Annotated in this window: 21 protein-coding genes; 8 read left to right on the top strand and 13 right to left on the bottom strand. The window is 56.1% G+C overall.

Annotated features, from left to right (window positions below):
* The first annotated feature begins 527 nt into the window (after positions 1-527).
* Both tmpA and tmpB read left to right on the top strand, forming a co-directional pair.
* The gene (gene tmpA, locus AC2D8V_RS02825; RefSeq protein WP_484731991.1) at positions 528-1676 is read left to right on the top strand and encodes a 2-trimethylaminoethylphosphonate dioxygenase; all 1149 of its coding nucleotides are present in this window, start codon (positions 528-530) and stop codon (positions 1674-1676) included.
* A complete protein-coding gene (gene tmpB / locus AC2D8V_RS02830; protein ID WP_484731992.1) occupies positions 1673-2272 on the top strand; it encodes a (R)-1-hydroxy-2-trimethylaminoethylphosphonate oxygenase in 600 nt (199 codons plus the stop codon). Before tmpA ends, tmpB begins: the two co-directional genes overlap by 4 nt.
* A gap of 42 nt (positions 2273-2314) precedes the next feature.
* Here the strand turns inward: tmpB and AC2D8V_RS02835 are convergent, their stop codons facing one another.
* A complete protein-coding gene (locus tag AC2D8V_RS02835) occupies positions 2315-3475 on the bottom strand; it encodes an acyl-CoA dehydrogenase family protein (RefSeq protein WP_484731993.1) in 1161 nt (386 codons plus the stop codon).
* 1203 nt (positions 3476-4678) lie between these two features.
* On the opposite strand from AC2D8V_RS02835, the gene AC2D8V_RS02840 reads away from it, so the two are divergent.
* Positions 4679-5602 (top strand): SMP-30/gluconolactonase/LRE family protein, encoded by a 924-nt coding sequence (locus AC2D8V_RS02840; RefSeq protein ID WP_484731994.1) that lies wholly within the window; start codon positions 4679-4681, stop codon positions 5600-5602.
* A gap of 27 nt (positions 5603-5629) precedes the next feature.
* Here AC2D8V_RS02840 and gndA read toward each other — a convergent pair whose 3' ends face one another.
* The gene (gene gndA, locus AC2D8V_RS02845) at positions 5630-7051 is read right to left on the bottom strand and encodes an NADP-dependent phosphogluconate dehydrogenase (RefSeq protein ID WP_484731995.1); all 1422 of its coding nucleotides are present in this window, start codon (positions 7049-7051) and stop codon (positions 5630-5632) included.
* 373 nt (positions 7052-7424) lie between these two features.
* Here gndA and AC2D8V_RS02850 point away from each other — a divergent pair, with 373 nt between their 5' ends.
* Positions 7425-8183, top strand: a complete 759-nt coding sequence (locus AC2D8V_RS02850) for an SDR family oxidoreductase (protein WP_484731996.1) — start codon at positions 7425-7427, stop codon at positions 8181-8183.
* 600 nt (positions 8184-8783) lie between these two features.
* Positions 8784-9158 carry a hypothetical protein gene (locus tag AC2D8V_RS02855; RefSeq protein WP_484731997.1) on the top strand — a complete coding sequence of 125 codons (375 nt, stop codon included), beginning with the start codon at positions 8784-8786 and terminating at the stop codon, positions 9156-9158.
* Between the two features lie 223 nt (positions 9159-9381).
* Here the strand turns inward: AC2D8V_RS02855 and lepA are convergent, their stop codons facing one another.
* Positions 9382-11181, bottom strand: a complete 1800-nt coding sequence (gene lepA / locus AC2D8V_RS02860) for a translation elongation factor 4 (protein ID WP_484731998.1) — start codon at positions 11179-11181, stop codon at positions 9382-9384.
* Between the two features lie 300 nt (positions 11182-11481).
* Here lepA and AC2D8V_RS02865 point away from each other — a divergent pair, with 300 nt between their 5' ends.
* Positions 11482-12120 carry a hypothetical protein gene (locus tag AC2D8V_RS02865; RefSeq protein WP_484731999.1) on the top strand — a complete coding sequence of 213 codons (639 nt, stop codon included), beginning with the start codon at positions 11482-11484 and terminating at the stop codon, positions 12118-12120.
* Between the two features lie 106 nt (positions 12121-12226).
* Entirely contained in the window at positions 12227-12544 is a 318-nt protein-coding gene (locus tag AC2D8V_RS02870) for a TraR/DksA family transcriptional regulator (RefSeq protein WP_484732000.1), read from the top strand.
* A gap of 18 nt (positions 12545-12562) precedes the next feature.
* Here AC2D8V_RS02870 and AC2D8V_RS02875 read toward each other — a convergent pair whose 3' ends face one another.
* From AC2D8V_RS02875 to AC2D8V_RS02915, 9 genes are all read right to left on the bottom strand, one after another.
* Positions 12563-12679: an entericidin A/B family lipoprotein gene (locus AC2D8V_RS02875; RefSeq protein ID WP_484732001.1), complete on the bottom strand. Its 117-nt coding sequence runs from the start codon at positions 12677-12679 to the stop codon at positions 12563-12565.
* 159 nt (positions 12680-12838) lie between these two features.
* On the bottom strand, positions 12839-12955 hold the full coding sequence (locus tag AC2D8V_RS02880; RefSeq protein WP_484732002.1) for an entericidin A/B family lipoprotein: 117 nt from the start codon (positions 12953-12955) through the stop codon (positions 12839-12841).
* A gap of 60 nt (positions 12956-13015) precedes the next feature.
* The gene (locus AC2D8V_RS02885; RefSeq protein WP_484732003.1) at positions 13016-13495 is read right to left on the bottom strand and encodes a class I SAM-dependent methyltransferase; all 480 of its coding nucleotides are present in this window, start codon (positions 13493-13495) and stop codon (positions 13016-13018) included.
* Complete coding sequence (locus tag AC2D8V_RS02890) at positions 13492-14256, bottom strand: polysaccharide deacetylase family protein (protein WP_484732004.1); 765 nt, start codon at positions 14254-14256, stop codon at positions 13492-13494. Before AC2D8V_RS02890 ends, AC2D8V_RS02885 begins: the two co-directional genes overlap by 4 nt.
* Positions 14253-15398, bottom strand: coding sequence for a glycosyltransferase family protein (locus AC2D8V_RS02895; protein ID WP_484732005.1), 1146 nt, complete (start codon positions 15396-15398; stop codon positions 14253-14255). The genes AC2D8V_RS02890 and AC2D8V_RS02895 overlap by 4 nt, the downstream gene beginning before the upstream one ends.
* Positions 15395-15976 (bottom strand): histidine phosphatase family protein, encoded by a 582-nt coding sequence (locus AC2D8V_RS02900; protein WP_484732006.1) that lies wholly within the window; start codon positions 15974-15976, stop codon positions 15395-15397. Before AC2D8V_RS02900 ends, AC2D8V_RS02895 begins: the two co-directional genes overlap by 4 nt.
* The gene (locus AC2D8V_RS02905) at positions 15973-16980 is read right to left on the bottom strand and encodes a glycosyltransferase family 4 protein (RefSeq protein WP_484732007.1); all 1008 of its coding nucleotides are present in this window, start codon (positions 16978-16980) and stop codon (positions 15973-15975) included. Before AC2D8V_RS02905 ends, AC2D8V_RS02900 begins: the two co-directional genes overlap by 4 nt.
* A 65-nt stretch (positions 16981-17045) precedes the next feature.
* Positions 17046-18293, bottom strand: a complete 1248-nt coding sequence (locus tag AC2D8V_RS02910) for a glycosyltransferase family 4 protein (RefSeq protein WP_484732008.1) — start codon at positions 18291-18293, stop codon at positions 17046-17048.
* A complete protein-coding gene (locus AC2D8V_RS02915) occupies positions 18293-19522 on the bottom strand; it encodes a glycosyltransferase family protein (RefSeq protein ID WP_484732009.1) in 1230 nt (409 codons plus the stop codon). The genes AC2D8V_RS02910 and AC2D8V_RS02915 overlap by 1 nt, the downstream gene beginning before the upstream one ends.
* 270 nt (positions 19523-19792) lie before the next feature.
* Between AC2D8V_RS02915 and AC2D8V_RS02920 the strand changes: the two genes are divergently transcribed.
* Complete coding sequence (locus AC2D8V_RS02920) at positions 19793-22165, top strand: mechanosensitive ion channel family protein (protein ID WP_484732010.1); 2373 nt, start codon at positions 19793-19795, stop codon at positions 22163-22165.
* 60 nt (positions 22166-22225) lie between these two features.
* On the opposite strand, the gene AC2D8V_RS02925 is transcribed toward AC2D8V_RS02920, so the two are convergent.
* The gene (locus AC2D8V_RS02925; RefSeq protein WP_484732011.1) at positions 22226-22648 is read right to left on the bottom strand and encodes a hypothetical protein; all 423 of its coding nucleotides are present in this window, start codon (positions 22646-22648) and stop codon (positions 22226-22228) included.
* Between the last annotated feature and the right edge of the window lie 9 nt (positions 22649-22657).

The following is a 22657-nucleotide window of genomic DNA, read 5'->3' on the forward strand; positions in this document are numbered from 1 at the left end:
ATCCGACCTGCTTCCAAGTGCCCGTTACACCGACAGCTGCATCAATGATCCGTCTGTCTATGCCCGTGTGCTCTTGGGGCCTTTGCGTCCACCTCTTCCGACCGAAGCCTTCTGAAGCGGTGATTACAGACTGCATCCAAAATCCTTGTTGTGGCAAACAAAAACTGTTCGCTTGGCGCATTTTTCTGTGGATAAAGTATTGAATTCAATGGTATTTTCGCTGTGGATAACTTGGGGAAGAACTTGAAAACCCCATTGTCTGCATAGGTTTGCACAAGGATTAAATTTCAGGAACTATTTGCGTTTGCATTGGTTTTCTGATCGCAACTTCACCAGATTTCATACGCGCGACAGGTAGCAAATTGCGACTCACCTAGATGTTCAAGGGACGGTGCGCCGACTCATTAAAGGGGTTCGTCGGCTCTTTTTCATGGTCAAGATAGGTCAGAGCAAAAGCAGATTCGCGCTTTGTTTTCAGCAGAGCTTGTTGCAGACTCGGTTTGGCGAAACATCTGCAGAGGTTGATTATGCCATCCGTTACAGTGGACCCTTCGGGTACATTCTTGACTGTGGATACGCAGGATGGGTCGCGGCGGTACCACGCAATGTGGCTGCGTGACAATGCCCAAGATGCCGATACAAGAGATCAGGGAAATGGCCAGCGCCTGATTGCTCTCAATGACATACCCGCGAGCACACAAATCTCCAAAGCCGAAGTAGACACTGCAGGCAATTTGCGCGTCTCGTTTCAGCCGGAAGGGAAAACCATCAGGTATGAACTGAGTTGGCTGGCAGCGAATGCATACGACGGGCCAAAACCGAATGATGTCGGCTGGCTGCCAGACACAACTACGCCTTGGCGCGCAGACCTGAGCGCTTCAATGCCGCGCGCGGACTATGACCTGCTGCAAACGGGCAGTACTCACTTGCGCGCCTGGTTGGCAGACATTCTGAAATATGGATTTGCCAAAGTTGAAAACGGTCCCGCTGAACCACTTGCCCTGTTTTCAATTGTCGACCTCTTTGGTTTTGTGCGCGAGACAAATTACGGTCGGCATTTCGAGGTGCGCACTGAAATCAATCCGACCAACCTTGCCTACACGGGGCAGGGTCTACAGGCCCATACCGACAATCCTTACCGTGATCCGGTGCCGACGGTACAAGTTTTGTACTGCCTTGAAAGCTCGGCCACGGGCGGAGACAGCATGGTTGTCGACGGCTTTGCCGCCGCGCTGCGCCTCAAAGATGAAAATCCACAGATGTTTGACTTGCTGTCACAATATTCTGCCCGGTTTGAATATGTTGGCGGCGAGGGTGTCTGCCTGAGTGCCCGTCGCCCCATGATCGAAATCGCACCGGACGGTGAATTGATTGCCATACGCTTTAACAACAGATCGCTTGCAGCGCAGACCGAGGTGCCTTTTGACAAGATGGATGCCTATTACCGGGCATACAGGCGTTTTGGTGCAATAATTGATGATCCTGCTATGGCGGTCACATTCCGGCTTGAACCGGGGGACGCCTTTGTCGTCGACAACACCCGCGTACTACATGCGCGCAAAGCCTACTCGGGGGAAGGCACACGGTGGCTTCAGGGGTGCTATGCGGACAAGGATGGCATCCGTTCGACACACGATGCTATGGTACGCGCCGCCGCTGTGGAGGCCGCAGAATGACCGAGAACATACAAGCGCTGACTGCTGACACTATTGTTGATTTTATCGGGTCAATATTCGAGCGACGTGGCGGCGAGGAATATCTGGGTGAACCTGTCACAATGGGAGAGCACATGCTGCAGGGCGCGACCTTGGCTCAGCAGGCCGGGCATAGCGATGAGATTGTTGTGGGTGCTCTGCTGCATGACATCGGCCATTTCACCAGCGAGTTTGGAACCTTCTCCATGGACGATACTGAGGACAAGCATCACGAAGATGCGGGTGCAGCAGTGTTGGAGCGTTTCTTTCCTTCGGTTGTGACTGATTGCTGTAGGTATCACGTAGCGGCCAAGCGATATCTTTGCGCCACCCGTCCAGACTACTTTGACCGGTTGTCCGAGGCATCTATTCACTCTCTTGAGCTACAGGGAGGGCCGATGAGCAGTGACGAGGTTGCAGCTTTCGAGGAAAACCCGAACCTGGATGCGATCATAACCGTCCGTTATCTGGATGAGGCGGGAAAGCGACCAGACATGCAGACCCCCGGTTTTGCGCATTTTGCCCCGATGGTTCAGCAGTTGGTGGATCAGCACGCGGCGAGAAAACGCGTTCGCTGACCGCTGGAGCTATTTTGGGACACCAGCGGGGTTTCAGGTGGCTCAATAGCTGCGCTCAAGCCCCAATACATGTTGGCCGATATACGCAAAGATCATGTTCTTGGATATCGGTGCTGTCTGGTACAGCCGCGCTTCGCGCCATTTTCGCTCTATCCCGTACTCTCTTGCAAAGGCGAAACCGCCATGTGTCTGCATGCACATTTCGGCAGCTTCCCATGACGCATCTGCCGCGAGCAGCTTGGCCATGTTTGCCTCTGCCGCGGCTTGAGCCCCGCCGTCAAAAAGAGCAGCGGCCTTGTTAACCATAAGTTCTGCAGCTTGTGCGTGCGCGTGCGCCTGCGCGATTGGGAACTGTATTCCTTGGTTGGCGCTGATCGGCCTGCCAAAGACTTGCCGTTGATTGGCATATTCGCAGGCTTTTTCGACAAAGAACTTTGCATCACCAATGCATTCGTAAGCGATCAGGATGCGTTCGGCATTCATGCTGTCCACGATGTATCGAAATCCCTTGCCTTCTTCGCCCACGAGTGCGTCGGCCGGAATTTCCACGTTGTCGAAAAAGACCTCGCAGGTGTTGTGATTGATCATCGCGTCGATCTTGGACAGTGACAGCCCGTTTTGCCGGGCTTCATTCATGTCAATGAGAAACGCAGAAATGCCGTCAGAGCGTTTCTGGCATTGATCTGCGGGTGTAGTGCGCGCGAGCAGCAACATCAGATCGGACTCAAAAGCGCGGCTCGTCCAGACCTTTTGACCGTTGATCAAGTATCCGCCGCCCTCGGTCTTGTCTGCTCTGGTTTTGAGCTGCGTTGTGTCACTGCCGGTGGTGGGTTCGGTGACGCCAAAGGCTTGCAGCCTCAATGCCCCCGAAGCGATCTTTGGCAGGTATTTCTGCTTCATGGCTTCAGACCCGTGTCGTAGAACCGTGCCCATGGTGTACATCTGAGCATGGCAGGCGGCGGCGTTGCATCCTGTGGCGTGAATGGTTTCGAGAACAGCGCCCGCCGCTGAAATGGGCAGGCCCGAACCGCCATATTCCTCCGGGATCAAGGCTGCCAAGAAACCTGACGCGGTCAACGCGTCCACGAATTCGGTTGGGTAGGCGTCTTTTTTGTCGAGTTCCTGCCAATAGGCGTTCGGGAAACCGGCACAGAGCTTCGCTACGGCATCGCGAATATCAGGCCACATAAGACCAAGAGGCATATTCGTTGTATCGCTCGTTGTGTGGTTCACACCGATACCTTTCCAGTCATTTGCCGTTCCGCGCCGGGCTTGGGCCGAAGACTACCTTTTGGCAGTTGTCAGGCGCTGTTTTGGGCGCGTTCAGCAACAGGCTTGTTGAATTGAGGTTTGTCGTCGCGGCAGCGATCGGCGTTGCGCCAACCGTCATTTCGCCTCGTACTAGGGTTAAACATTGGCTGTCTTCTTTACATGTTGCGCCTGCGGATGTTCGAATACTTAACCTATGGTGTAAATAGGTTTTCCGCGGTCTGGGCGACCGCTGAGGACGGCAAGGTCAGAGACCACTTGCCGATGATCGCGGGCCTTCCGAAGGACGGGGTTCTGGAGAAGGTGGGGGAGCCGTCCCAAGACAGCGTGATGCGACTGGGAGGGATTAGTGATGACCAAACATCTGTGCGAAGCCTTGATTGGGAACAAGATCGAGTAGAAGGATATTCTTCCCGTCGCTCAAGACGCACCAAAGTTGAGCTGTGGGGCAGCGTGTGGCGCGCCTTGCGGCCCCATTGGTCGAAGCAGGGGCGGCGAAAGGAAACCGCCTCGCCGTGCAGGTCGCGAAAAGTGAGAACGGTTTGCACTTCTGGTGTGACCATTCGATTCAAAGGCGCGATGCTTGCCCTGAAAGAAGTTATGTCAGCCGGTCCCGCGCATTTGGTCAATTACAAGCAACCCAAAAAGCTTGTAATTGACGGGGCTTGCCGCGCAGCACCATGAGAAAGGTGCAAAACATCCTTTTCCGCGACGCGTATGCGGTGATGTTTGGTCGCCAAGATTAACGGGTTGATAAAGGGATTTGTCGATTTAGCGGGATCGCTGCGTTGAACATAACGCTGGTCTTCTCGTGGTTTCACATGTGTTGCCCCGCAATTGAGGTCTTGATCGTGTCGAGCGGCCTTGGTTGCAGGCCTTGGTGCGCGGTTTTCTTGGGGGCCTACATTTGAAAAAACGGTAGGACCTACGTTTGAACCTCACAGCGACCTGAATGGTGATTGGCGCGATCTGAACGCACAAACTGGCCATTTCTTGGATGCCGCCGCAGGCTGGTCGACAGGCTTGAGATCATGTCGTTGCGTTGCTCGACACCCATTCAACAAGCGCAAGTATTTTAATTGCGCTATAACCCCTTCTAGAAAGGCGTAATTTGGGAAAGAGCACACGGGGAACGGCATGTTTGGTATGATCGAAGGAACGGGATTTGAAATCATCGAGCCTGCATTCGAAGCCTGCATTGTGGGCCATGCGCGAGTGGACCGGCTTTGGACGGGCGCACGGTGGTCCGAAGGGGCCGTGTGGTGCGCGTCAGGCAGATACCTGTTGTGGTCGGATATCCCAAACAATCGGATTCTGCGTTGGGACGACACGGACGGTTCGGTCTCGACGTTTCGCCAACCGTCCAACCATTCAAATGGTCAGACAGTGGACAGGCAAGGGCGGCTCGTCACCTGTGAACATCTCAGCAGGCGCGTGACGCGCACGGAACTGGACGGCAGCATAACCGTTATTGCAGATCGCTTTGAGGGGAAGAGATTTAATTCGCCAAATGATGTTGTGGTCAAATCCGATGGATCGATCTGGTTTACAGATCCCAGCTATGGGATTCTGACGGACTATGAAGGCCAGCGATCAGACCCCGAGTTGGACGGATGCCACGTCTATAGGGTGGGAACGGATGGGCACATTTCGCGTGTGGCTGACGACTATGTAAAACCGAACGGCCTTGCGTTTTCACCTGATGAAAGCCTGCTTTATGTCGCTGATACGGGCGCATCGCACCAAAAAGACGGACCGCACCACATTAGACGGCACACTGTCAATGACGATGGCACACTTTCCGGTGGCGATGTCTTTGCCACCTGTTCCGAGGGCCTGTTTGACGGGTTTCGCGTTGATCGGGATGGGCGCATTTGGAGTTCGGCTGCCGACGGCGTCCATTGCCTTTCCACGGACGGTCAACTCATTGGCAAAATCCTAATTCCAGAGTTGGTGGCCAACGTCTGTTTCGGCGGTGACAAATTGAACCGCTTGTTCATTTGTGGCACTACGTCTCTTTATTCGGCCTATCTGGGCGTAAACGGTGTCTCGCCCGTTTGACAGGTGCAACTGCAGGACGGTTTGTGCCTAGCTCAGATGCTGGTTAAGCCATGGGCCGTGAAAATTCTCGCCGTCTCGGTCGGTGCGTTTGAAGCCATGCGCCCCAAAGTAATCACGCTGCGCTTGTATCATGTTTGCTGTGCCGCGGGCTTGTGTCACTGTATCGAAATAGGTCAATGCAGCGGCCAGTGCAGGAACCGGTAAGCCAGCACCTGCCGCCGTGACCACTACTTTTCGTAGTATGGGCAGTTTGTCTGCGATTATTTCAGCAAAATACGGCGCGAGGATAAGGTTGTCGGGCGCATCGGCCAAGGCTTTGGCCATGTCATTCAGCATCGAAGACCGAATGATGCAGCCTTCGCGCCATACTTCCGCGATGGCTGGCATCGGCAAGTCCCAGCCATTTTCATCGGCGGCCTTGTCCAACAGATCAAATCCTTGCGCGTAGCAAAGTATCTTGCCGACAGTCAGGGCATCGCGCAGATCATCTTCGGTCAGGGTATCTGAACTCAGGCTGGTATCGGGGCGGCCGAAACGCTCTTCACCCTTGGCCCGTAAAGTCAAACCAGCGGATAGGTTCCGTGCTGCGACCGCCGCTTCGATAACAGTCACTGGCGCTCCCAGCATCTGTGCCTCGATCGCGGTCCAGCGGCCCGTGCCTTTCTGCCCCGCACTATCCAGAATTTTATCCAGCATCGGTGCTGCGGTATCGGGGTCGGTGGCTGCGGCGACCTTTCCAGATATCTCGATCAGATAGCTTTGCAGAATGCTGTCATTCCAACGGGTAAAGACTTCGCCGCAGTCTTCTGGCGTCATGCCAAATCCATCGCGCATGATGCCGAAAGTTTCGGCAATCAACTGCATGTCGGCGTACTCGATGCCATTGTGAACCGTTTTGACAAAATGGCCCGCACCTCCATCGCCCATAAAGGTTGCGCAGGGTTGCCCTTCGTATTTTGCGGCAATCGCCTTCAGCATCGGGGCGACCCTGTCCCAAGCAGCGCGGTCGCCGCCGCCCATAATGGCCGGACCAAATCGCGCACCTTCAGCGCCACCGGATACTCCAACCCCCAAGAACGGTACGCCATCGGCTTTTGCCGCCTGAGCCCGCCGCGTTGAATCGTGGAAGTTTGCATTGCCCGCATCAATGATCAAATCACTCTCGTCAAGCAGTGGGCGCAGCGCCGCAATCTGGTCATCCACGGGTTTTCCGGCCGGAACCATCAGAATGATATTGCGCGGCGGTGTCAGCGCGGCAACGAGGTCTTCGAGGTTCTCGCACGGTATCAGCTTGTCCCTGAGCGGGCCTGCACTTTCAATAAATTCAGAGATTTTCGACGTCGTCCGGTTGTGGACAGCGATCTGAAACCCGTTGTCAGCAATGTTCAGTGACAACATTGCCCCCATTGTCCCCAGCCCGATTAATCCGTAGCTTGCCTGTTCTGACATGTGGCTTCCCTTCGCATATGCGCAGATCTGATTTCGCGAACGTAGCTGTGCTGTTGCGGAAACAGAAGCGGAAAACCTTTCCTTTCCGATGGCTGCCGTGAACCATACGATGACGAATTCCGTACCAAAAGCAGAAGAAGCGGAACCGCACCTACGCGTTAAACCGTGGATCGCGAATGCGGCAGCTGCCACTGACGATGCGTGCGACCAGAGTTACATTTGATGGGCCGCTATGTTGGCCTTGCCTAGGTGGTCGCTTGGAAGTGGGGTACGGTGCAAAACCTGCTAACACGTTATTGTATGACAAGCATGTTGCCGATACCAAGGTGCGAGCGCCGCATGAGATTTTTTCACGGCAACACGGGGGACCAAAATGGCGGGTACAGATCTTTTCTCTTTGTCGGGCAAACGCGCACTGATTACCGGATCATCGCAAGGGATTGGTTTTGCGCTTGCGCGCGGTTTGGCATCCGCAGGTGCTGAAGTGATCCTGAACGGGCGGGATGAGAGCAAGCTGGCAGCCGCGGCGGCGAAGATTGATGCTGCGAAGACGCTGGCATTCGATGTGACCGATCACGCGGCGGTGCGCCGCGCTGTCGACGCGCATGAAGCGGAAACCGGCGCGATTGACATTCTGATTAATAACGCCGGAATGCAGCACAGAACGGCACTGGAGGAGTTTCCGGCCGATGCGTTTGAACGTTTGTTGCAGACCAATATTGCCAGTGTCTTTCACGTCGGACAGGCGTGCGCCCGCCATATGATCGGACGTGGTGCAGGCAAGATTATCAACATTGCTTCTGTTCAGACCGCGCTGGCCCGGCCCGGCATCGCGCCCTACACAGCCACAAAGGGCGCGGTTGGAAACCTGACCAAGGGCATGGCCACTGACTGGGCGCAACACGGGCTTCAGTGTAATGCAATCGCGCCAGGATACTTTGACACACCACTTAACGCAGCCCTCGTAGCTGATGCGGATTTCAGCGCATGGCTGGAAAAACGCACACCGGCAGGGCGGTGGGGCAATGTAGAAGAGCTGGTTGGGGCGGCGATCTTTCTCGCTTCAGATGCGTCCAGTTTTGTGAATGGTCACACACTCTACGTAGATGGTGGCATTACGGCGTCATTGTAACGCAACGTATCGCGTGCACTGGGTTTTCCGGAAGTTCAAAGCCAGTCTGCAGCAAGGGATTGCAGGCAGAGCAGCGTTTACGCTTATCCATGGTTATCTTTCCTGCCGGGGGTAAAATTTTCTGATAATCACTCGATGAACTATGCAGGTGGTTTAGCGTGTCCTGTTAGTGTTTGGCTGGTGCTTGGCCGAAAAGGTTAGCCCGTTTACAGGCCACTTGCGTACGACTGCGTTTCGCGGCATCCGTGATTATTCTGACCAATCAGGGGATCGCGGGTTGCTTGGGACTTTCGCGTTGACCGCGCAAATTGACAACGGGTTAGACGTGCCGGAAATGCTGACCGCTTGTTAGGTGGCGCGTGCAATCGAAACTACGGGACTCATATATCACACCGTGCGCTTGCGACACGACTGGGTCACCTGAGGCAGTCGGGTTGCTTTCTGGGACAGGGGGCGCGCCTGATCGTACCGCTGGGGGCTCTACCGAACTGCCATTTTCGACGACGTCCAGTACGATCTGCTGACGGACAGTCTGCTTGATCGGGGTCTGCATGACATGCTTTACTCAGACGGCGCAGCGGTCGGGAATGGATGGTAGTGATGCAGCATACAGCTTTGTACGGGGCCGCTTTGTTACTCGTGATAAGTGCAGCAGAGACTGGCTATGCGCAGCAATTGCCGGATGGCACCTATCGTAATGGGTCTCAGGACGGCATGAGCCTTCAGGTAACTTTGCAAAATAACCGCGTCGAAGTATCGACTAGCACGATCGGATGTCTGGGCGTTGTTGAAGGATGGTTGGGACACAACACTTCAGGCCAGCTGTTTGTCGTCGCTGATGACTATGAACAGTCACAGTGTGTGATCCAGCTTTTTCCTGAAAGCGGGAGGGGTTTTCGCATGCAGCAGGGGCAGGGGTGCAGCTACCATCACGGCGCTGCGTGCAGTTTTGAGGGAACAGTCTGGTTGCAATAACCAAGGCTTTGCGCCCCGTACGGGCGTCGTACAGGCGACCGACGCTTGTGGCCTGCAAATCTTTTCCTGCGAGCAGCAGATTCCTGAAAGGAATTGAGAGTATTTGCTGGCGCCTTTGCCGCCGGAATTTCACCGCGCCGCTCAGACACTACCGCTGTTTGGTATTTTGGCGCGGAAAACTTACTCTTTGAGGCGAGTCGATCCGGCAATACGCGCGACGGCGCTAGCTGTCCATTTTCAGCGCGGAGATGAAAGCTTCTTGCGGGATATCGACTTTTCCGAACTGGCGCATCTTCTTCTTGCCCGCCTTTTGCTTGTCCAGCAGCTTGCGTTTGCGGGTAGCGTCACCGCCATAGCATTTTGCAGTCACATCCTTGCGCATAGCCGACAAGGTTTCGCGTGCGATCACCTTGCCACCGATCGCCGCCTGAATCGGAATCTTGAACATGTGGCGGGGGATCAGGTCTTTGAGCTTTTCGACCATGGCGCGGCCGCGCTGTTCTGCACGGTCGCGGTGCACCATGGTCGAGAGCGCGTCAACCGGCTCGTCGTTCACGAGGATAGACATCTTGACCAGCTTGTCTTCCCGATAGCCGATCATCTGGTAATCAAAGCTGGCATACCCTTTGGTCACCGACTTCAGCCGGTCGTAAAAATCGAACACGACCTCGTTCAATGGAAGGTCATAGACAACCATGGCGCGGGAGCCTGCATAGGTGAGGTCGAGTTGGATGCCGCGGCGGTCCTGGCAGAGCTTGAGCACGTCACCAAGGAACTCGTCCGGCACAAGAATTGTTGCCTTGATCCGCGGTTCTTCGAGATGGTCGACGAGTGTAAGGTCGGGCATGTCCGCAGGATTGTGTAATTCCATCATCTCACCGTCTTTGAGATAGACGTGATAGATGACCGACGGTGCGGTGGTGATGAGCTCGATGTCATATTCGCGCTCGATCCGGTCGCGGATGACCTCAAGGTGCAACAGGCCCAGAAACCCGCAGCGAAAGCCAAATCCGAGCGCGGCAGAGGTTTCCATCTCGTAAGAGAACGACGCATCATTCAGTGCCAGCTTTTCAATTGCGTCGCGCAGATCTTCGAATTCGGCACTATCAACAGGAAAGAGGCCGCAGAACACAACTGGTTGCGAAGGCTTGAAACCGGGCAGGGCGTCTTCGGTGCCCTTCTTTTCATGCGTGATGGTGTCGCCCACACGCGTGTCGCGGACTTGTTTGATTGAAGCCGTCAAAAAACCAAGCTCGCCCGGCCCCAATTCGTCTATCACGGTCATTTCCGGACGGAACACACCAATGCGGTCAACGTGGTAAGTTGCGCCGGTTTGCATCATGCGAATGCGCTCTCCCTTTTTGAGCACGCCATCCATGATGCGGACCAGAACGATGACCCCGAGGTAGCTGTCATACCAGCTGTCCACCAGCATCGCCTTGAGCGGCGCATCACGCGTGCCGGTGGGAGCAGGAAGCTTGTTTACAATGGCTTCAAGCGTTTCAACAATGCCCTGTCCGGTTTTGGCAGAGACCTGAATAGCTTCGGACGCGTCAATGCCGATCACGTCCTCGATCTGTTCGGCAACGCGATCACAATCGGATGCTGGCAGGTCAATCTTGTTGAGCACGGGTACGATTTCGTGGTCCGCTTCGATGGCGTGGTAAACGTTGGCGAGTGTTTGCGCCTCGACCCCTTGGGTACTGTCCACAACCAGCAGCGACCCTTCGACCGCACGCATCGAGCGGGAAACCTCATAGGCAAAGTCGACGTGACCCGGCGTATCAATCAGATTTAGCACATACTCTTCGCCGTTTTGTGCTGTGTAATTGATGCGAACCGTTTGGGCTTTGATGGTGATGCCGCGCTCGCGCTCGATGTCCATGTTGTCGAGCATCTGCTCTTTCATGTCGCGATCCGCCACCGTGTTCGTGGACTGGATCAGCCGATCAGCAAGCGTCGACTTACCGTGGTCGATATGCGCCACGATGGAAAAATTACGGATATGCGAAAGCGGTGTCATGGTCGGGATATGGAGCGGATTCGAGGGACGGTCAAGCAAGATAGGGGCCGAGGATGTCGGGTCGTACGATTTTCGGGTTAAGCGCTGGCAGATATCCAGACTTCGTGCAGTTTAGTTTCAATTCTACCGTCGAACCGAAGATTGGCGCGGCATATGAAACACCGCGCCGTAATCCTGCCCGAATGCGGGGTTTTTGGCTCAAATTTGACTTAAATTAACCTTTGCAACTCCCCGATGAGGTCGGAACGGTGCCTAAATCCCTGAGCATAAACGATGCTGAGACGAGATTAGGAGATGACCATGGACGGTCAAAAACAGCCCCGTAGACAACCACCCCGCCGTTGGGTCAGCTTGCAAGTGACCGAGACGCGCAGCAGCTATGTGTTACAAACACGCCCCAAGCATGATGACGCACGCAAAACTGCTGAGACAGTGATGTGTGGCGCCGCGGCTTTGTTGTTGGTCGGAGCATACCTGATGTTGCTTTTGCCGCAGGCGTTGCTCGTCAGTGCGGTAGGCATGCCCGAGTTTCTGTTTCCGATGCTGATGGTTGCAGCGGCGCTGGGTATTTATGCCACCGCAACGCGCGGCCATGCACCGGAAGTCCGTTATGACAAGGCGCGCAACCAGATATGGGTTTGCTCGCGTAACTCTAACGGTGACGCGCGTGTGCAGACACGACTGTCAAAGTCAGATATTCAAAGCATCTTTATCAAACGCCCTGAGAACAAGCGTCATGACGCTGAAATCGTTGCGCGGCTAAAGGGCAAGGCGCGCCCGGTCTGCCTCGCTCGTGGGCGGCTTGATGAGGTCGAAGTTGCCATGAAAGACCTTTGCGCGGTACTGCGTGCGCAACCCAAAAAACCAGCGCGTCAGTTTTCCTCTGCTGTCACACCACGTCGTGTCTTTAAGAAAGCAGGGATCGGCGCGGTCGCCTGATACCGCATGTCACTTACGTCTTGCTGAACGCTGTCTTGACCCACATCAAGGCAGCGTCGACGTTTTTCCTGTCCTTTGTTCCCGTTGAGGATCAAAGGAGGACACCATGACCAAGTCAGAGCAAGAATGCATTCTTATCTCCCGCCGGGCGGAACTGGTCGGGAAACTTCAAGAGGTCGAACACCTTCTTGATGCGCCGGCCACCAAGGACGCTGAAGATTTTGCCACAGAACGCCAGGGCGACGAAGTGCTTGAAGCATTGGGACATGTCGAACTGGCAGAGCTAAAGCGCATCGACGCGGCCCTCGCCCGTTGCGCAGATGGAACGTACGGGCTCTGCATGGCTTGCGGTGAACAAATATCTCTGGAACGGCTGTCGGTGATCCCCGAAGCCGCATTGTGCAAGGCCTGCGCTCAGGCGTAGACATAAGAGAATGGCAGTTTAGAACGCCTGATCCAGCGCTTCGCCTGCGTTTTGAACGTCGCGGCCGACGCCTTTGGTTGTTTCACATGCTGCCAGAGCCAGAACGGTGGTGAGAAGGAGTGCAATCCTGAGCATGGCGGATGTCCTTTATTAATGCCTGTGTGTCATCGTTCTATACCTAAATCTCTGGCGATTTCACGAAAAAAAGCACTTTGGCGGCATCCGTATACGTCGTTGCATCAAAAAAAAGAGCGGCGCAAAAGCCGCTCTCTTACTCGGTACTCAAATTCCGTTTTAAACAGCGTCGTCAAGCGCTTGGCCTGCATCCTGTATGTCTCGGCCGACACCCTTTGTCGTTTCGCACGCGGCAAGCGCTGTCAGGGCGCAGATGAATGCAGCAATTCTCAACATGGTCTTTCCTTTCCAATAGCTCATCAAGCAAGCGCTAGCCTACGTGAAAGGTTCCAGCACTTATAGCGATTTATAAAAAAGGTACCTTTCAGGGTCGATTGTATCGGGCCCTTTGACCTGCTCGAATCCCACCAGCGGTTGCTGGCTGACGACCAGACCGCCAGGTATCATCAAGTTGGCGATCAGAGGTGACAGTTTTGCACCTTCGGCCACGTCGCGTTCTTTGACGCCATACCCGAAGTCATAATGCGCCAGTTGCATCCGCGCACCGCGATCTGCAAGGCTCGCCAGCATTTCTTCGGCCTCGCCCTGCAGGAAGTTCTCTTCGGGTGGCACACATGAGGGATGTGGATTGAGTTGGCGGTCGATAACCCAGATGCGTCGGTCAGGCAGGTTTTCACGCAAATGATCGTATGTGCGCCCGTTGCCCAAACCGAGCTCTAAAACGTCGCCGGGGTGGTCCTTGATGAATTCAAAAGCCCAGTTCAGCCCATCAATCTGAGCAGTCAGGCGGCGGCGCATCGATTCCAATCGGCTCATGGGGCAGGCTCCAGCAGAGGGTGCAGCGGTTGCGGAAACGCGCCGCCGTCCAGAAGTTCTTTAATTAGCTGATCGCAGAAGGACCAGACCGCTTGGCTGTGTACGAGGTGGTGCGTCAGCAGGCCCAGCGGCTCGGTGGCGTCGGCGTCTCCTGTGCTTCGCGCCACAAGCAGGTCAGCTGTATGCGCAATTAGCATGTCCGGATCGGCAAGGTCGCGGCTGCTGCGCCACGCGACAGGGTCGATATGCGTATTGATCTGCACGATCCCGGGATGTGGTTGCGGCGCGGAACGGGGTAGAAACTGCGACACGCCGCGGTACCCCGAACGGGCAAGCTCTGGAAGAAAGCCCATGTCCATCCGGTTCCAAGGCGGGACAAAGACTGGCAACAGTTGTTCGCCGAACAATTCGGAAAGCCGATCGATCGCGGCTTTTAATTCGATAGCCCCGCCTTCCCGCATTTGGCCGAACTCCGATTTTTTCACTTCAGGTGGCGCGTGGTTGATGTGCTGCCATCCATGAACCAGCGGCACAAATGCTGACGTATCTCTCACAAGACCGGCCAATGCTTGCGTCGCCGGTTTAGGAATGATGGCAAGATGCACCGGTAATCCGGTGCCTTCGGAAAAGCGATACAGGCGATCCAGAGCCGGTGACGGTTCTGTCGCGTCATCGTCACGGCACCAAAGCGGAAGCGGTACACCGTTCTGGCGCAACTCGGCAAGCGCACGCTTAAGCGGTGTCCAATCCGTCGCTGTCATGGTTGCGATCCTTTCCCCCATGCCATCACGATCTCGACAGATCGTTGGGCACCCGCCATCTGCACTTGGTCTCCACCGCGCTTTGGTGCAGCGATCACGCGGTCCACCGCGCGACGCAAGGAGTCGCTGGTGATGTCTGCTGCGGCCAGGAATTCGAACCCGTCCCGCCGCGCCAGGGCACGGGCGCGAAGGCTCTGTTCAACCTCTGCACCTGCGTCGAACGGGACCAAGACTGCAGGTGTTCCTGCCTGCAGAAGATCAAGTGCCGTGTTGTATCCGCACATCGATACAGATGCCGCTGCATGTCGCAACATTTGACGAAAGTCGGCGCGCGCTGGCTCTGCAATGACGTTGGCAGGCGCTGTGGCGCATAGCGCCGCGGCACGTTCCCGCGCATCGGTACCGCCGATCAATATGCGCCAGCGACGCGAAGCGTCTTGCGCAGCGGCCTCTAATGCGATCGCATAGAGCGCAGCACCCACATTCCCGCCGCCTGCCGATACCAATACCTCACCTTTGCCAAGCTGCGCTGGATGATCAGACGCAGGTGGACTGGTGACGTAGCCAGTGTAGTGCAACCTTGAGGCCAATGCAGGCGTCACAGGCCAACTGTCTTCGAGCGTGGTGATGTCCGGATCAGCGTGGACCAGAACGCCATCGTAGTGTTCCGCGACAAGAGCATGGGTGGCATCGGCTTTAGCGGGCTTCGATGGCGGCGCGAGGATATCCCGTATTGAGCAGAAAATCTTCGGGCGCGGGGTCATCGCCGCTGCCATTTCCAACAAGTCAGTAAACTCTGTGCGCAGAACGCGGCGACCGAATGGAAAGAGTTCTGTGATCATCACATCAGGCGCAAAATCATGCACAGACTGCCGGAGCTTTGCGCAGCGTGCGGCCTTGTAGCTGCTATCTGCTTCGGTGCCTTCTGCAGTGAGCAGCCGGGTAAAGTTCACCCCGTCAGAGCGCAAAGGCGGCAATTGTTCAAAGGTGATGCCAGATGTGTCGAAGTGGGGAACGGGCACACCGCCAGATAGAACAAGTGTTTTGTTGCCCGCATCGGAAAAGGCGCGCGCCAAGACCAGAGCGCGTGCAAGGTGGCCAGTTCCCAGCAGGTGCGTCACAACAATCGCAACGCGCGTCATCCCTTTGGCTCCAAACGGACAATGGTATCGTCGAACGATAGTCTGCCATCGTGCACGTTCAGCACAAATAGCCTGTTACGTTTGACCTGAAATGGCGCTGGGCCTTCAAAATCCCAACCTGTGGCCATTGCCAATAGCACGCGCATTATGCCGATGTGGCAAACGGCCACGGTATCGGTTTGCAGCGAGGCAACCCATGGGGTCAGCCGCGCCCGCAACGCTGCGGGGGTCTCGCCGCCGGGCGGAGAATAATGCCACCCCCAGTCTTCGATGTGGCGAAAGCCAGAACCGGGTGTCGCGGCCAGTTCCGCGCCATGCGCGCCTTCCCAATCACCCCAATTCATTTCTAGGAGTTCAGGCACCGTTGCGGGCTGCCGACCGGTGACCAATACAGCGGTATCAACAGCGCGCAGCAACGGGCTTGATACCAGATCGGCCGCGTCCCACGGTTTGGGCAATCGAAGTGCCTGCAGCTGCGCGACCGCTTCCTCATCGAGGGGAATATCTGTGCGGCCTTGGATGCGCCCCGCACGGTTCCAATGCGTGTAACCGTGGCGCAAAAGGGCGAGGCGGATCATGACAGCAACTCCTTTAGACTAACGTCCAGTGTTCGTGCGGCTGACGCGATAAGATGATGCTCCGCTATATAGTCACGCGCCTGCTGCGCGGCCGACTGGCGCAGCGCCGTATCTTCGAGCAGCCGGTCGATTTGCCGGGCCAAGGCAGCAGGGCCCGCCGCCGGCGCAGGGCGCGCGACACCGGGTGCCAGTACATCACATACGCCAGGCCGGGCCTGAGCCACTGCAACGAGACCTGCGGCCTGCGCTTCGAGATAGACCATGCCAAAGGCTTCGTTCACGCCGGGCCAGAGAAGAATATCCGATGCATCGTAGGCTGCAGCCATGCCACTGGCGTCCAATGCACCCAGATAGCGAATACGATCTTCAAAGGGCGCAAGCAGGCGACGAACGGTCTGCTCTGCGGGCCCGCTCCCCACAACTGAAAGCTGCCATTCCTTGGTCTTGAGCAAAGAAAGCGTCTGCGCGATCAACTCATAGGATGCGACCTTGTCGCCTGCGCGGAACATACCCACGCTGATCAATCCTGACCCACCGCGATTTCGGGCGGGAAGCTTCTTGTATGTAAGGAACGGGCGCAGGTGAACCTGTCGCTGAGCTGCTGGGGCATAGGCAGCAAGTGCCTCGGCATCCCGCTGGGTTAGGTAAAACACAAGCGCCGCTTTATCGCAGGCATCTTCGGCGATACGTGCAAACCGTGCCCACGGCCCAGAAAGGCGTTTGCGCGCGCGGGTCGCTTCGATTTGCACATAAGGAATGTCGAGCGCTTTTGCGACGTGAGGACCCAAGAGGTCGGGAGCCTTGTAATAGCTGTGATATGTGATCCAGACCTGCCAGCTTTGCTCGCGGCCGCGCGCGATTATCTTGTCGGTCATGGCGGCGGCCTCAGACACTAGTTTTCGCTGAATGGCATCGTCGCCCGCGCCATCGCGCGATTGCATCCGCGAAGCCAGATCAACGCTGTGACCGCTGTATTCCAAGGCCGCAACAAGTGCACGTGCCATGGTCCGGTCACCTGACGGCACAGGGTGATCAGGCGCTTTCAGCGGTGCGTAATACCCGCAACGGATCACGAAACGGCCCCGAGCATGCCGTTCAGTCGATTTGCCAGCCGTTTGATGCCCGGTTCCATTCTGAACTCAGACAAAAGGCGGGCATAGGCAGCCTCGGCAAGAGGGGCGCCACCGTCTTTGCGTGCGGCAAAGCCAGTAATTTCTGCTGCCAGTGCTGCAGGGCTATCATCACTCAAAAGCCCGTGCGTGCCAGCGGAAATAAACTCGGGGATGGCGGATACCGGTGTCGAAAGTATGGGCAGCCTTTGACTTGCTGCTTCCATCAGAACATTTGGCAGACCGTCACGATCACCATCTGCGGCCACGCGGCTTGGCAAAACGAAAAGGTCTGCGCGCCGCATCTCTTCGATGACCTCGGGCTGATCGCAGGCGCCGCGCCACGTGATCCTGCCTGCTACCATTCGGGCGTGCGCCTGAGCGGCCAAATCGTCTTTTAAGGTACCGCCACCAATATGTACCCAGTGCCAGTCAAGCGTGTCAGGCAACAGCGATAACGCGTCAATCAGCCTGTCAAAGCCCTTTTTCTCGACCAACCGCCCCACCGACATCAGGCGCAGCGGGGCATCCGGCTGTCGGGGCGTACGCGTTGGTGGCGCGGGAAAACGTGACAGGTCGAGGCCGTGATAGACAAGATCGACACGGGCTGCATCATCAGACAGGCGGCGCAAGTGGTCGGCCCCAAATGCGGTACAGGTTGCCCCGAATGCCGCACCGTAGTGCGCCGCGCTGAGCTTCTCAGTCAGTTCCCACGTCGGAGAGGTCCAGATGTCTTTCGCATGGGCAGAAAATGACCATGGCAAGCCCCGCAGGATCGCCGCGTAACGTGCAACTGAAGAAGGTGTATGCAAGAAGTGCGCGTATAGCCCCTTGGTTTCAGCAGGCAATTCATGCGCCAAAACGCAGGCCTGACCGAAACGTCGCGCACGGTTCGGCGTGCGGTCGCGCGCGTAGTCCTGCCGAAATGCCGCCCAGGCGTTGCCGAACGATTGCAAGCGGCGAGCGTGCAGGAAAGCGCGCGCAACACGCGCGGGTTCGTCCTTCAAATATTCCGGCAGGTAGTGCACCGGGGCCTGAAGCCGGTCGTGCAGCGGGTGCGTTTTCGTATCCGTCGGGTGACGCAAAGACCAGATTTCAAAATCCATGCCCGCTTCTTCTAGGGCAACCAGTTCCTGAGCAATAAATGTCTCTGACAGGCGCGGCCAGCCTTTGACGACCACGGCAAGACGCGATGTGCTTGCGTTCATCAATCCGCCATCAACTCTTTCGCGCGGGCTACAACGACTTCCAACCCGTCAAGAAGCCCGTCTGCGCCGGCTTCGGAAGGTTTTTTCTGATCAGGCAGCGCGCGGATTGCAGAGACCATTGCCTCTGCTGTCATCCCATCACGGGTGTCATCCAACATGCGCACAAGGCCCAAATTTTCGGCGCGAGACGCACGTATCCACTGTTCCAACCGTGGCACGGTGCGGGGCACAATGACTGCACGCTTGTCGAAAGAGAGCACTTCGCAAAATGTGTTATAGCCGCCCATACAAACGACGCCTTCAGCACCGGCAAACAGCGCCTCGATCCGTGCATCAAAACCGGTGGTTGTCACTCGGCCCCCCAATTTTTCGACACGCGCCTCAAAGGCGTCGCGCACATCGCCCGACAGAAACGGGCCATACACAAGAACTGCGTCGGGTTTGAGTTTTGGATCTTTCTCGTAGGCTTGTATCACCAGGTCAACCAACGCTTGCCCGTCGCCCCCGCCGCCGGGTGTGACGAGCACGTAGGGTGCGTCGGGCGTATCGGCCTCGTCGATGATTTCGCGCCGTAAATAACCGGTCCAGTGGATGCGATCTCGCGTCGCTTCGCTTAGCGGCAGCCCCTCAGTTGGGTCGTAAACTTCGCGGGGCCCGTAAACCCAGATTTCATCATAGAATTCTTCGGTCGCGGCGATGGCATTTTTACGCGCCCACTCTGCTTCCAGTACGCTGGCTTCATCAAGCACATCGCGCAGCCCCAAGACGATCTTTGCTCTGCCGTGGTCGCGTAACCATTCAAGCGTCTGCAGCAGTTCGCCGCGAAACCCTGTGGGCTCTTTGTCGACGATAAAAAGATCTGGGTCGTACTGCTCGACGGTGCTCTTGATGATGCCCGCGCGCAATGATGTGGTCTCGTCAATATCCAAGCCCAGGGTCTGGCTGTCATAGCTGCCGTCCTGTCGCTTTGTCACGCCGGGCAAGCGCACGTGATCCACACCTTCGGGAAAAGTAAATCGGCCTGCGACAGGTGAGCCGGTCAGAATAATGGCCGAAGATGACGGATCGCTGGAGGTGATTGCTGACGCCAGTGCCCGCGAACGCCGCAGGTGACCCAGCCCGAATGTGTCATGGCTATAAAGGATTATGCGACGCGCGCGGGTATCCCGCTCTCCGGCAAGCCCATCAAGGTCGTGCGCGTGCTGTTGTTGCCGGTCGGCTATGTTCATTCGGTATTCTCGTAAACACGTGTTGCGCAAAGGGCCATGCTCGCGAAAGGCACCGTCTGGCTGAGCTGATCCCACGATTTCAATGTCAGCCCCATGAGCCGCTCCTTAATGTTTATGGCGAGCGGGCGCCATTAACACATCTTTCTTGGCACAAAAGTTTGCGTGTTGCAAAACACCTCATAGCACTATCGCTTGATCTATTCATGATTTGCATTGCAAAACTCACTGCCCTAACGTCCGAAGCCACTGGCAAAGCGAAAGTATTAGGCGATGCGCGCGGGTTACACGGCTTTTTTCCTTCTGATTTCATTTATTTTTTCGTTCTGGCTGGCAGGTGATGTTCATGCGCAGGGCCTGGGTTCGCTGCTGACGCAAACGTCACCCGAACCCGACGTCGAAAGCGAAGATGCGATGTCTGAAATTATCAGGCGTGCAACTGAAAGCGGCGTTGGTGTGGTTGTGATCAATAATGACGGGAGTATCGGCGCCGGATCAAATACAGTCGACACCCCGGAAATTTCAACACCGAACCAGCCTTCCGCGCTGATGCAGGCACAAGACAGCGTCGTTAAGTTCCGCACGACGTTGGTGCAAAGGCTGATTGACCTGCCAATCGCCTGGAACGAGGTCTTGTACATCCTGCGTGCTACCAGCCCGGACGGAACCATCTGGGCCTATTTCAAAGTGTTGTACCTGTCCCTTGTGCTTTTCGGGATTGGTATGGTTGTCGAAGCGCAAATCTATGGCAAGCGGCTGGTGAAACGATTTGTGGTTGCGCGGATCAAAGCGGACCCGCACGGGTATTCTGAGAAGATGCCCTTTTTGGTGTTCCGCTTTTTTATGGGCGTAATCGGAATTCTGGTTTCTATGACCGTCGCCTATGCCTTGGGTTTTCTGATTTGGGGACCGCTGGAAGACACGGCACTGCAATTTACGGCAAGTGTGGTCAACATGGCCTATTTCTGCAGCAGGCTGGTTGCGGTGACGTGGCGGATGATATTGTCACCTTATTTGCCACAGTACCGCGTCCCGCTTTTAAGCACACGAGATGCGCAGCATTTGCACTATTGGCTGGTACTGGTCGGTACGTTCGATATCTGCCGTTTGCTGTCCATCATGTGGCTGCGAGAACTCGGCTTGAACTACGATATCGCTGCTTTCTTCGGCGCCACGTCAGGTGCGATTGCGGTAATACTTAACATCCTGATGATCCTGGTGAACCGGACGGCAATATCCGATGCGATACGCCGAAACCAACCGCGTGAGAGGTTGAGCTGGATGCAGCGCACCCTGTCCAATCTCTGGGCGCCTGCAGCGATCATCTACATGATCTACGCATGGGGTCAGGTGACGTATGATCTGGTGGTGGGCCAGCCTCCGGTTGTTCCGTTGATTGCCGGGGCCTATGCAATCCTGCTTTCGATAATTGTAGTCTTTGGGGCCATTAACTTTGCCATTGAGCGCAGCTTTGCCCGTGCCCGGGCGCTGCGGGATCTCAATGATGCCAAACAGGAGTTGAACGAAGATGATGAGGTGGATCCGGAACTGGTCGCCGAACTGGAAGCGCGTGAAAAGTTCTATCGTCCGAACCAACTGAACAGTTTTGAGGCGCTGGCGCGCCGCGTGGCCGGCATTCTCGCCTTTGTCGCCGGCATCTATGCCTTCTTTTACATCTGGGACAACGACAGTGCCAAGATGGTCGAAAGTGCAACCAACCGATTGCTGGATGTGATCGTCATCCTGTTTATCGGGTACATCGTTTATCAGGCATTTCGCATCTGGATCGACAACAAGATCGCAGAAGAGCAGGGCGATGATGAAGAGGGCGAATTGGGTGATGAGGGCGGCGGGTCATCTGCATCGCGGTTGGCAACCTTGCTGCCGCTGTTTCGGAATTTCATTCTGATCGTTTTGATTGCATCCATTTTCTTGATCGTCTTGATGGAACTTGGGGTGAATGTGGGGCCGCTCTTTGCCGGTGCGGGTGTGGTCGGCGTTGCTGTCGGTTTCGGCTCGCAGGCGCTGGTGCGCGACATATTCTCTGGCGGCTTCTTCTTGTTCGATGATGCCTTCCGCAAGGGAGAGTACCTTGATGTCGGTGGTGTGAAGGGCACGGTGGAAAAGATCTCTGTCCGGTCATTTCAGTTACGACATCACCTCGGCGCACTTCACACAATTCCGTTTGGTGAAATCCAAGTGATGACGAACTACTCGCGCGACTGGGTGATCATGAAACTGCCGCTCAGGGTGACCTATGACACGGACGTGGAAAAGGTGCGTAAACTCATCAAGAAACTGGGCGTTGAGTTGCTGGACGACCCCGTGATTGGCGACAATTTTATCCAACCACTAAAGTCACAAGGCGTTATCCAGATGGAAGATAGCGCGATGATCATTCGTGTGAAATTCATGACCAAGCCCGGTGATCAATGGCTGGTGCGCAAGAAGGTGTACGAAGAAATTCGTATCCTGTTCGAGCGCGAAGGCGTCAAATTCGCGCACAAAGAAGTCACGGTCCGTCTTGCTGACGGCAAGACGGAAGAGTTGAGCGAAGACGACAGAAAAGCGATCACAGCCGCCGCTCAGGCTTCAATTGAAGAGGATATGATGGAAGGGGGCATCGATGACGGGGATGATCGCTGACACCCCTGCTGAAGCATAACTCGACGACAGACGTGACGCCAATGCACCCCCGCGCAGGGTCTACTGTGTAACGGTCGGAAAATGCGACGTGTCCAGCCCGTTCTCTGCCCCGACATGCGCACAATACGCCATCCATTCGGGGTACGAGGCCATGCTGTCGATACTGCCAATCTGACCGGCCCAGTTCTCGACCTTGGCTTCCCAAACTTCCGCGCCGGGTATTTCCCCTTCGGTGCTCGCCATGTCACCAGACGCCGCAAACCATACGCCCGCAGCGTTTTCCATGTTGTTGCGTTGCACAAAATTATTGGAGGCAGAGGAGGCCACCGCGAGGATGGAAGCGCATTCCGCCAGCCCATCGGACGGGTTCATCTCACCGTTCTGGTCGTCCGGACGCATGGGGACAGCGTCCTCGGCGGCGATCTCTGTTTCCTCAGGTTGCTCGGCGGTTTGCGCAGTTCCCAATTCTGGTGTCGCAGCCATGAGAGCAAG

Source organism: Roseobacter sp. YIN89 (assembly GCF_057219365.1).

Bases quoted from the DNA above. Each gene is read 5' to 3' on its own strand.
- AC2D8V_RS02910 (WP_484732008.1), bottom strand. From the start codon at position 18,293: ATGAACGCAAGCACATCGCGTCTTGCCGTGGTCGTCAAAGGCTGGCCG.
- AC2D8V_RS02895 (WP_484732005.1), bottom strand. From the start codon at position 15,398: ATGACGCGCGTTGCGATTGTTGTGACGCACCTGCTGGGAACTGGCCAC.
- AC2D8V_RS02835 (WP_484731993.1), bottom strand. From the start codon at position 3,475: ATGCCTCTTGGTCTTATGTGGCCTGATATTCGCGATGCCGTAGCGAAG.
- AC2D8V_RS02880 (WP_484732002.1), bottom strand. From the start codon at position 12,955: ATGTTGAGAATTGCTGCATTCATCTGCGCCCTGACAGCGCTTGCCGCG.
- AC2D8V_RS02915 (WP_484732009.1), bottom strand. From the start codon at position 19,522: ATGAACATAGCCGACCGGCAACAACAGCACGCGCACGACCTTGATGGG.
- lepA (WP_484731998.1), bottom strand. From the start codon at position 11,181: ATGACACCGCTTTCGCATATCCGTAATTTTTCCATCGTGGCGCATATC.
- AC2D8V_RS02875 (WP_484732001.1), bottom strand. From the start codon at position 12,679: ATGCTCAGGATTGCACTCCTTCTCACCACCGTTCTGGCTCTGGCAGCA.
- tmpB (WP_484731992.1), top strand. From the start codon at position 1,673: ATGACCGAGAACATACAAGCGCTGACTGCTGACACTATTGTTGATTTT.
- AC2D8V_RS02840 (WP_484731994.1), top strand. From the start codon at position 4,679: ATGTTTGGTATGATCGAAGGAACGGGATTTGAAATCATCGAGCCTGCA.
- gndA (WP_484731995.1), bottom strand. From the start codon at position 7,051: ATGTCAGAACAGGCAAGCTACGGATTAATCGGGCTGGGGACAATGGGG.
- AC2D8V_RS02920 (WP_484732010.1), top strand. From the start codon at position 19,793: ATGCGCGCGGGTTACACGGCTTTTTTCCTTCTGATTTCATTTATTTTT.
- AC2D8V_RS02855 (WP_484731997.1), top strand. From the start codon at position 8,784: ATGCAGCATACAGCTTTGTACGGGGCCGCTTTGTTACTCGTGATAAGT.
- AC2D8V_RS02885 (WP_484732003.1), bottom strand. From the start codon at position 13,495: ATGAGCCGATTGGAATCGATGCGCCGCCGCCTGACTGCTCAGATTGAT.
- AC2D8V_RS02850 (WP_484731996.1), top strand. From the start codon at position 7,425: ATGGCGGGTACAGATCTTTTCTCTTTGTCGGGCAAACGCGCACTGATT.
- AC2D8V_RS02905 (WP_484732007.1), bottom strand. From the start codon at position 16,980: ATGGCACGTGCACTTGTTGCGGCCTTGGAATACAGCGGTCACAGCGTT.
- AC2D8V_RS02900 (WP_484732006.1), bottom strand. From the start codon at position 15,976: ATGATCCGCCTCGCCCTTTTGCGCCACGGTTACACGCATTGGAACCGT.
- AC2D8V_RS02870 (WP_484732000.1), top strand. From the start codon at position 12,227: ATGACCAAGTCAGAGCAAGAATGCATTCTTATCTCCCGCCGGGCGGAA.
- AC2D8V_RS02890 (WP_484732004.1), bottom strand. From the start codon at position 14,256: ATGACAGCGACGGATTGGACACCGCTTAAGCGTGCGCTTGCCGAGTTG.
- AC2D8V_RS02865 (WP_484731999.1), top strand. From the start codon at position 11,482: ATGGACGGTCAAAAACAGCCCCGTAGACAACCACCCCGCCGTTGGGTC.
- AC2D8V_RS02925 (WP_484732011.1), bottom strand. From the start codon at position 22,648: ATGGCTGCGACACCAGAATTGGGAACTGCGCAAACCGCCGAGCAACCT.
- tmpA (WP_484731991.1), top strand. From the start codon at position 528: ATGCCATCCGTTACAGTGGACCCTTCGGGTACATTCTTGACTGTGGAT.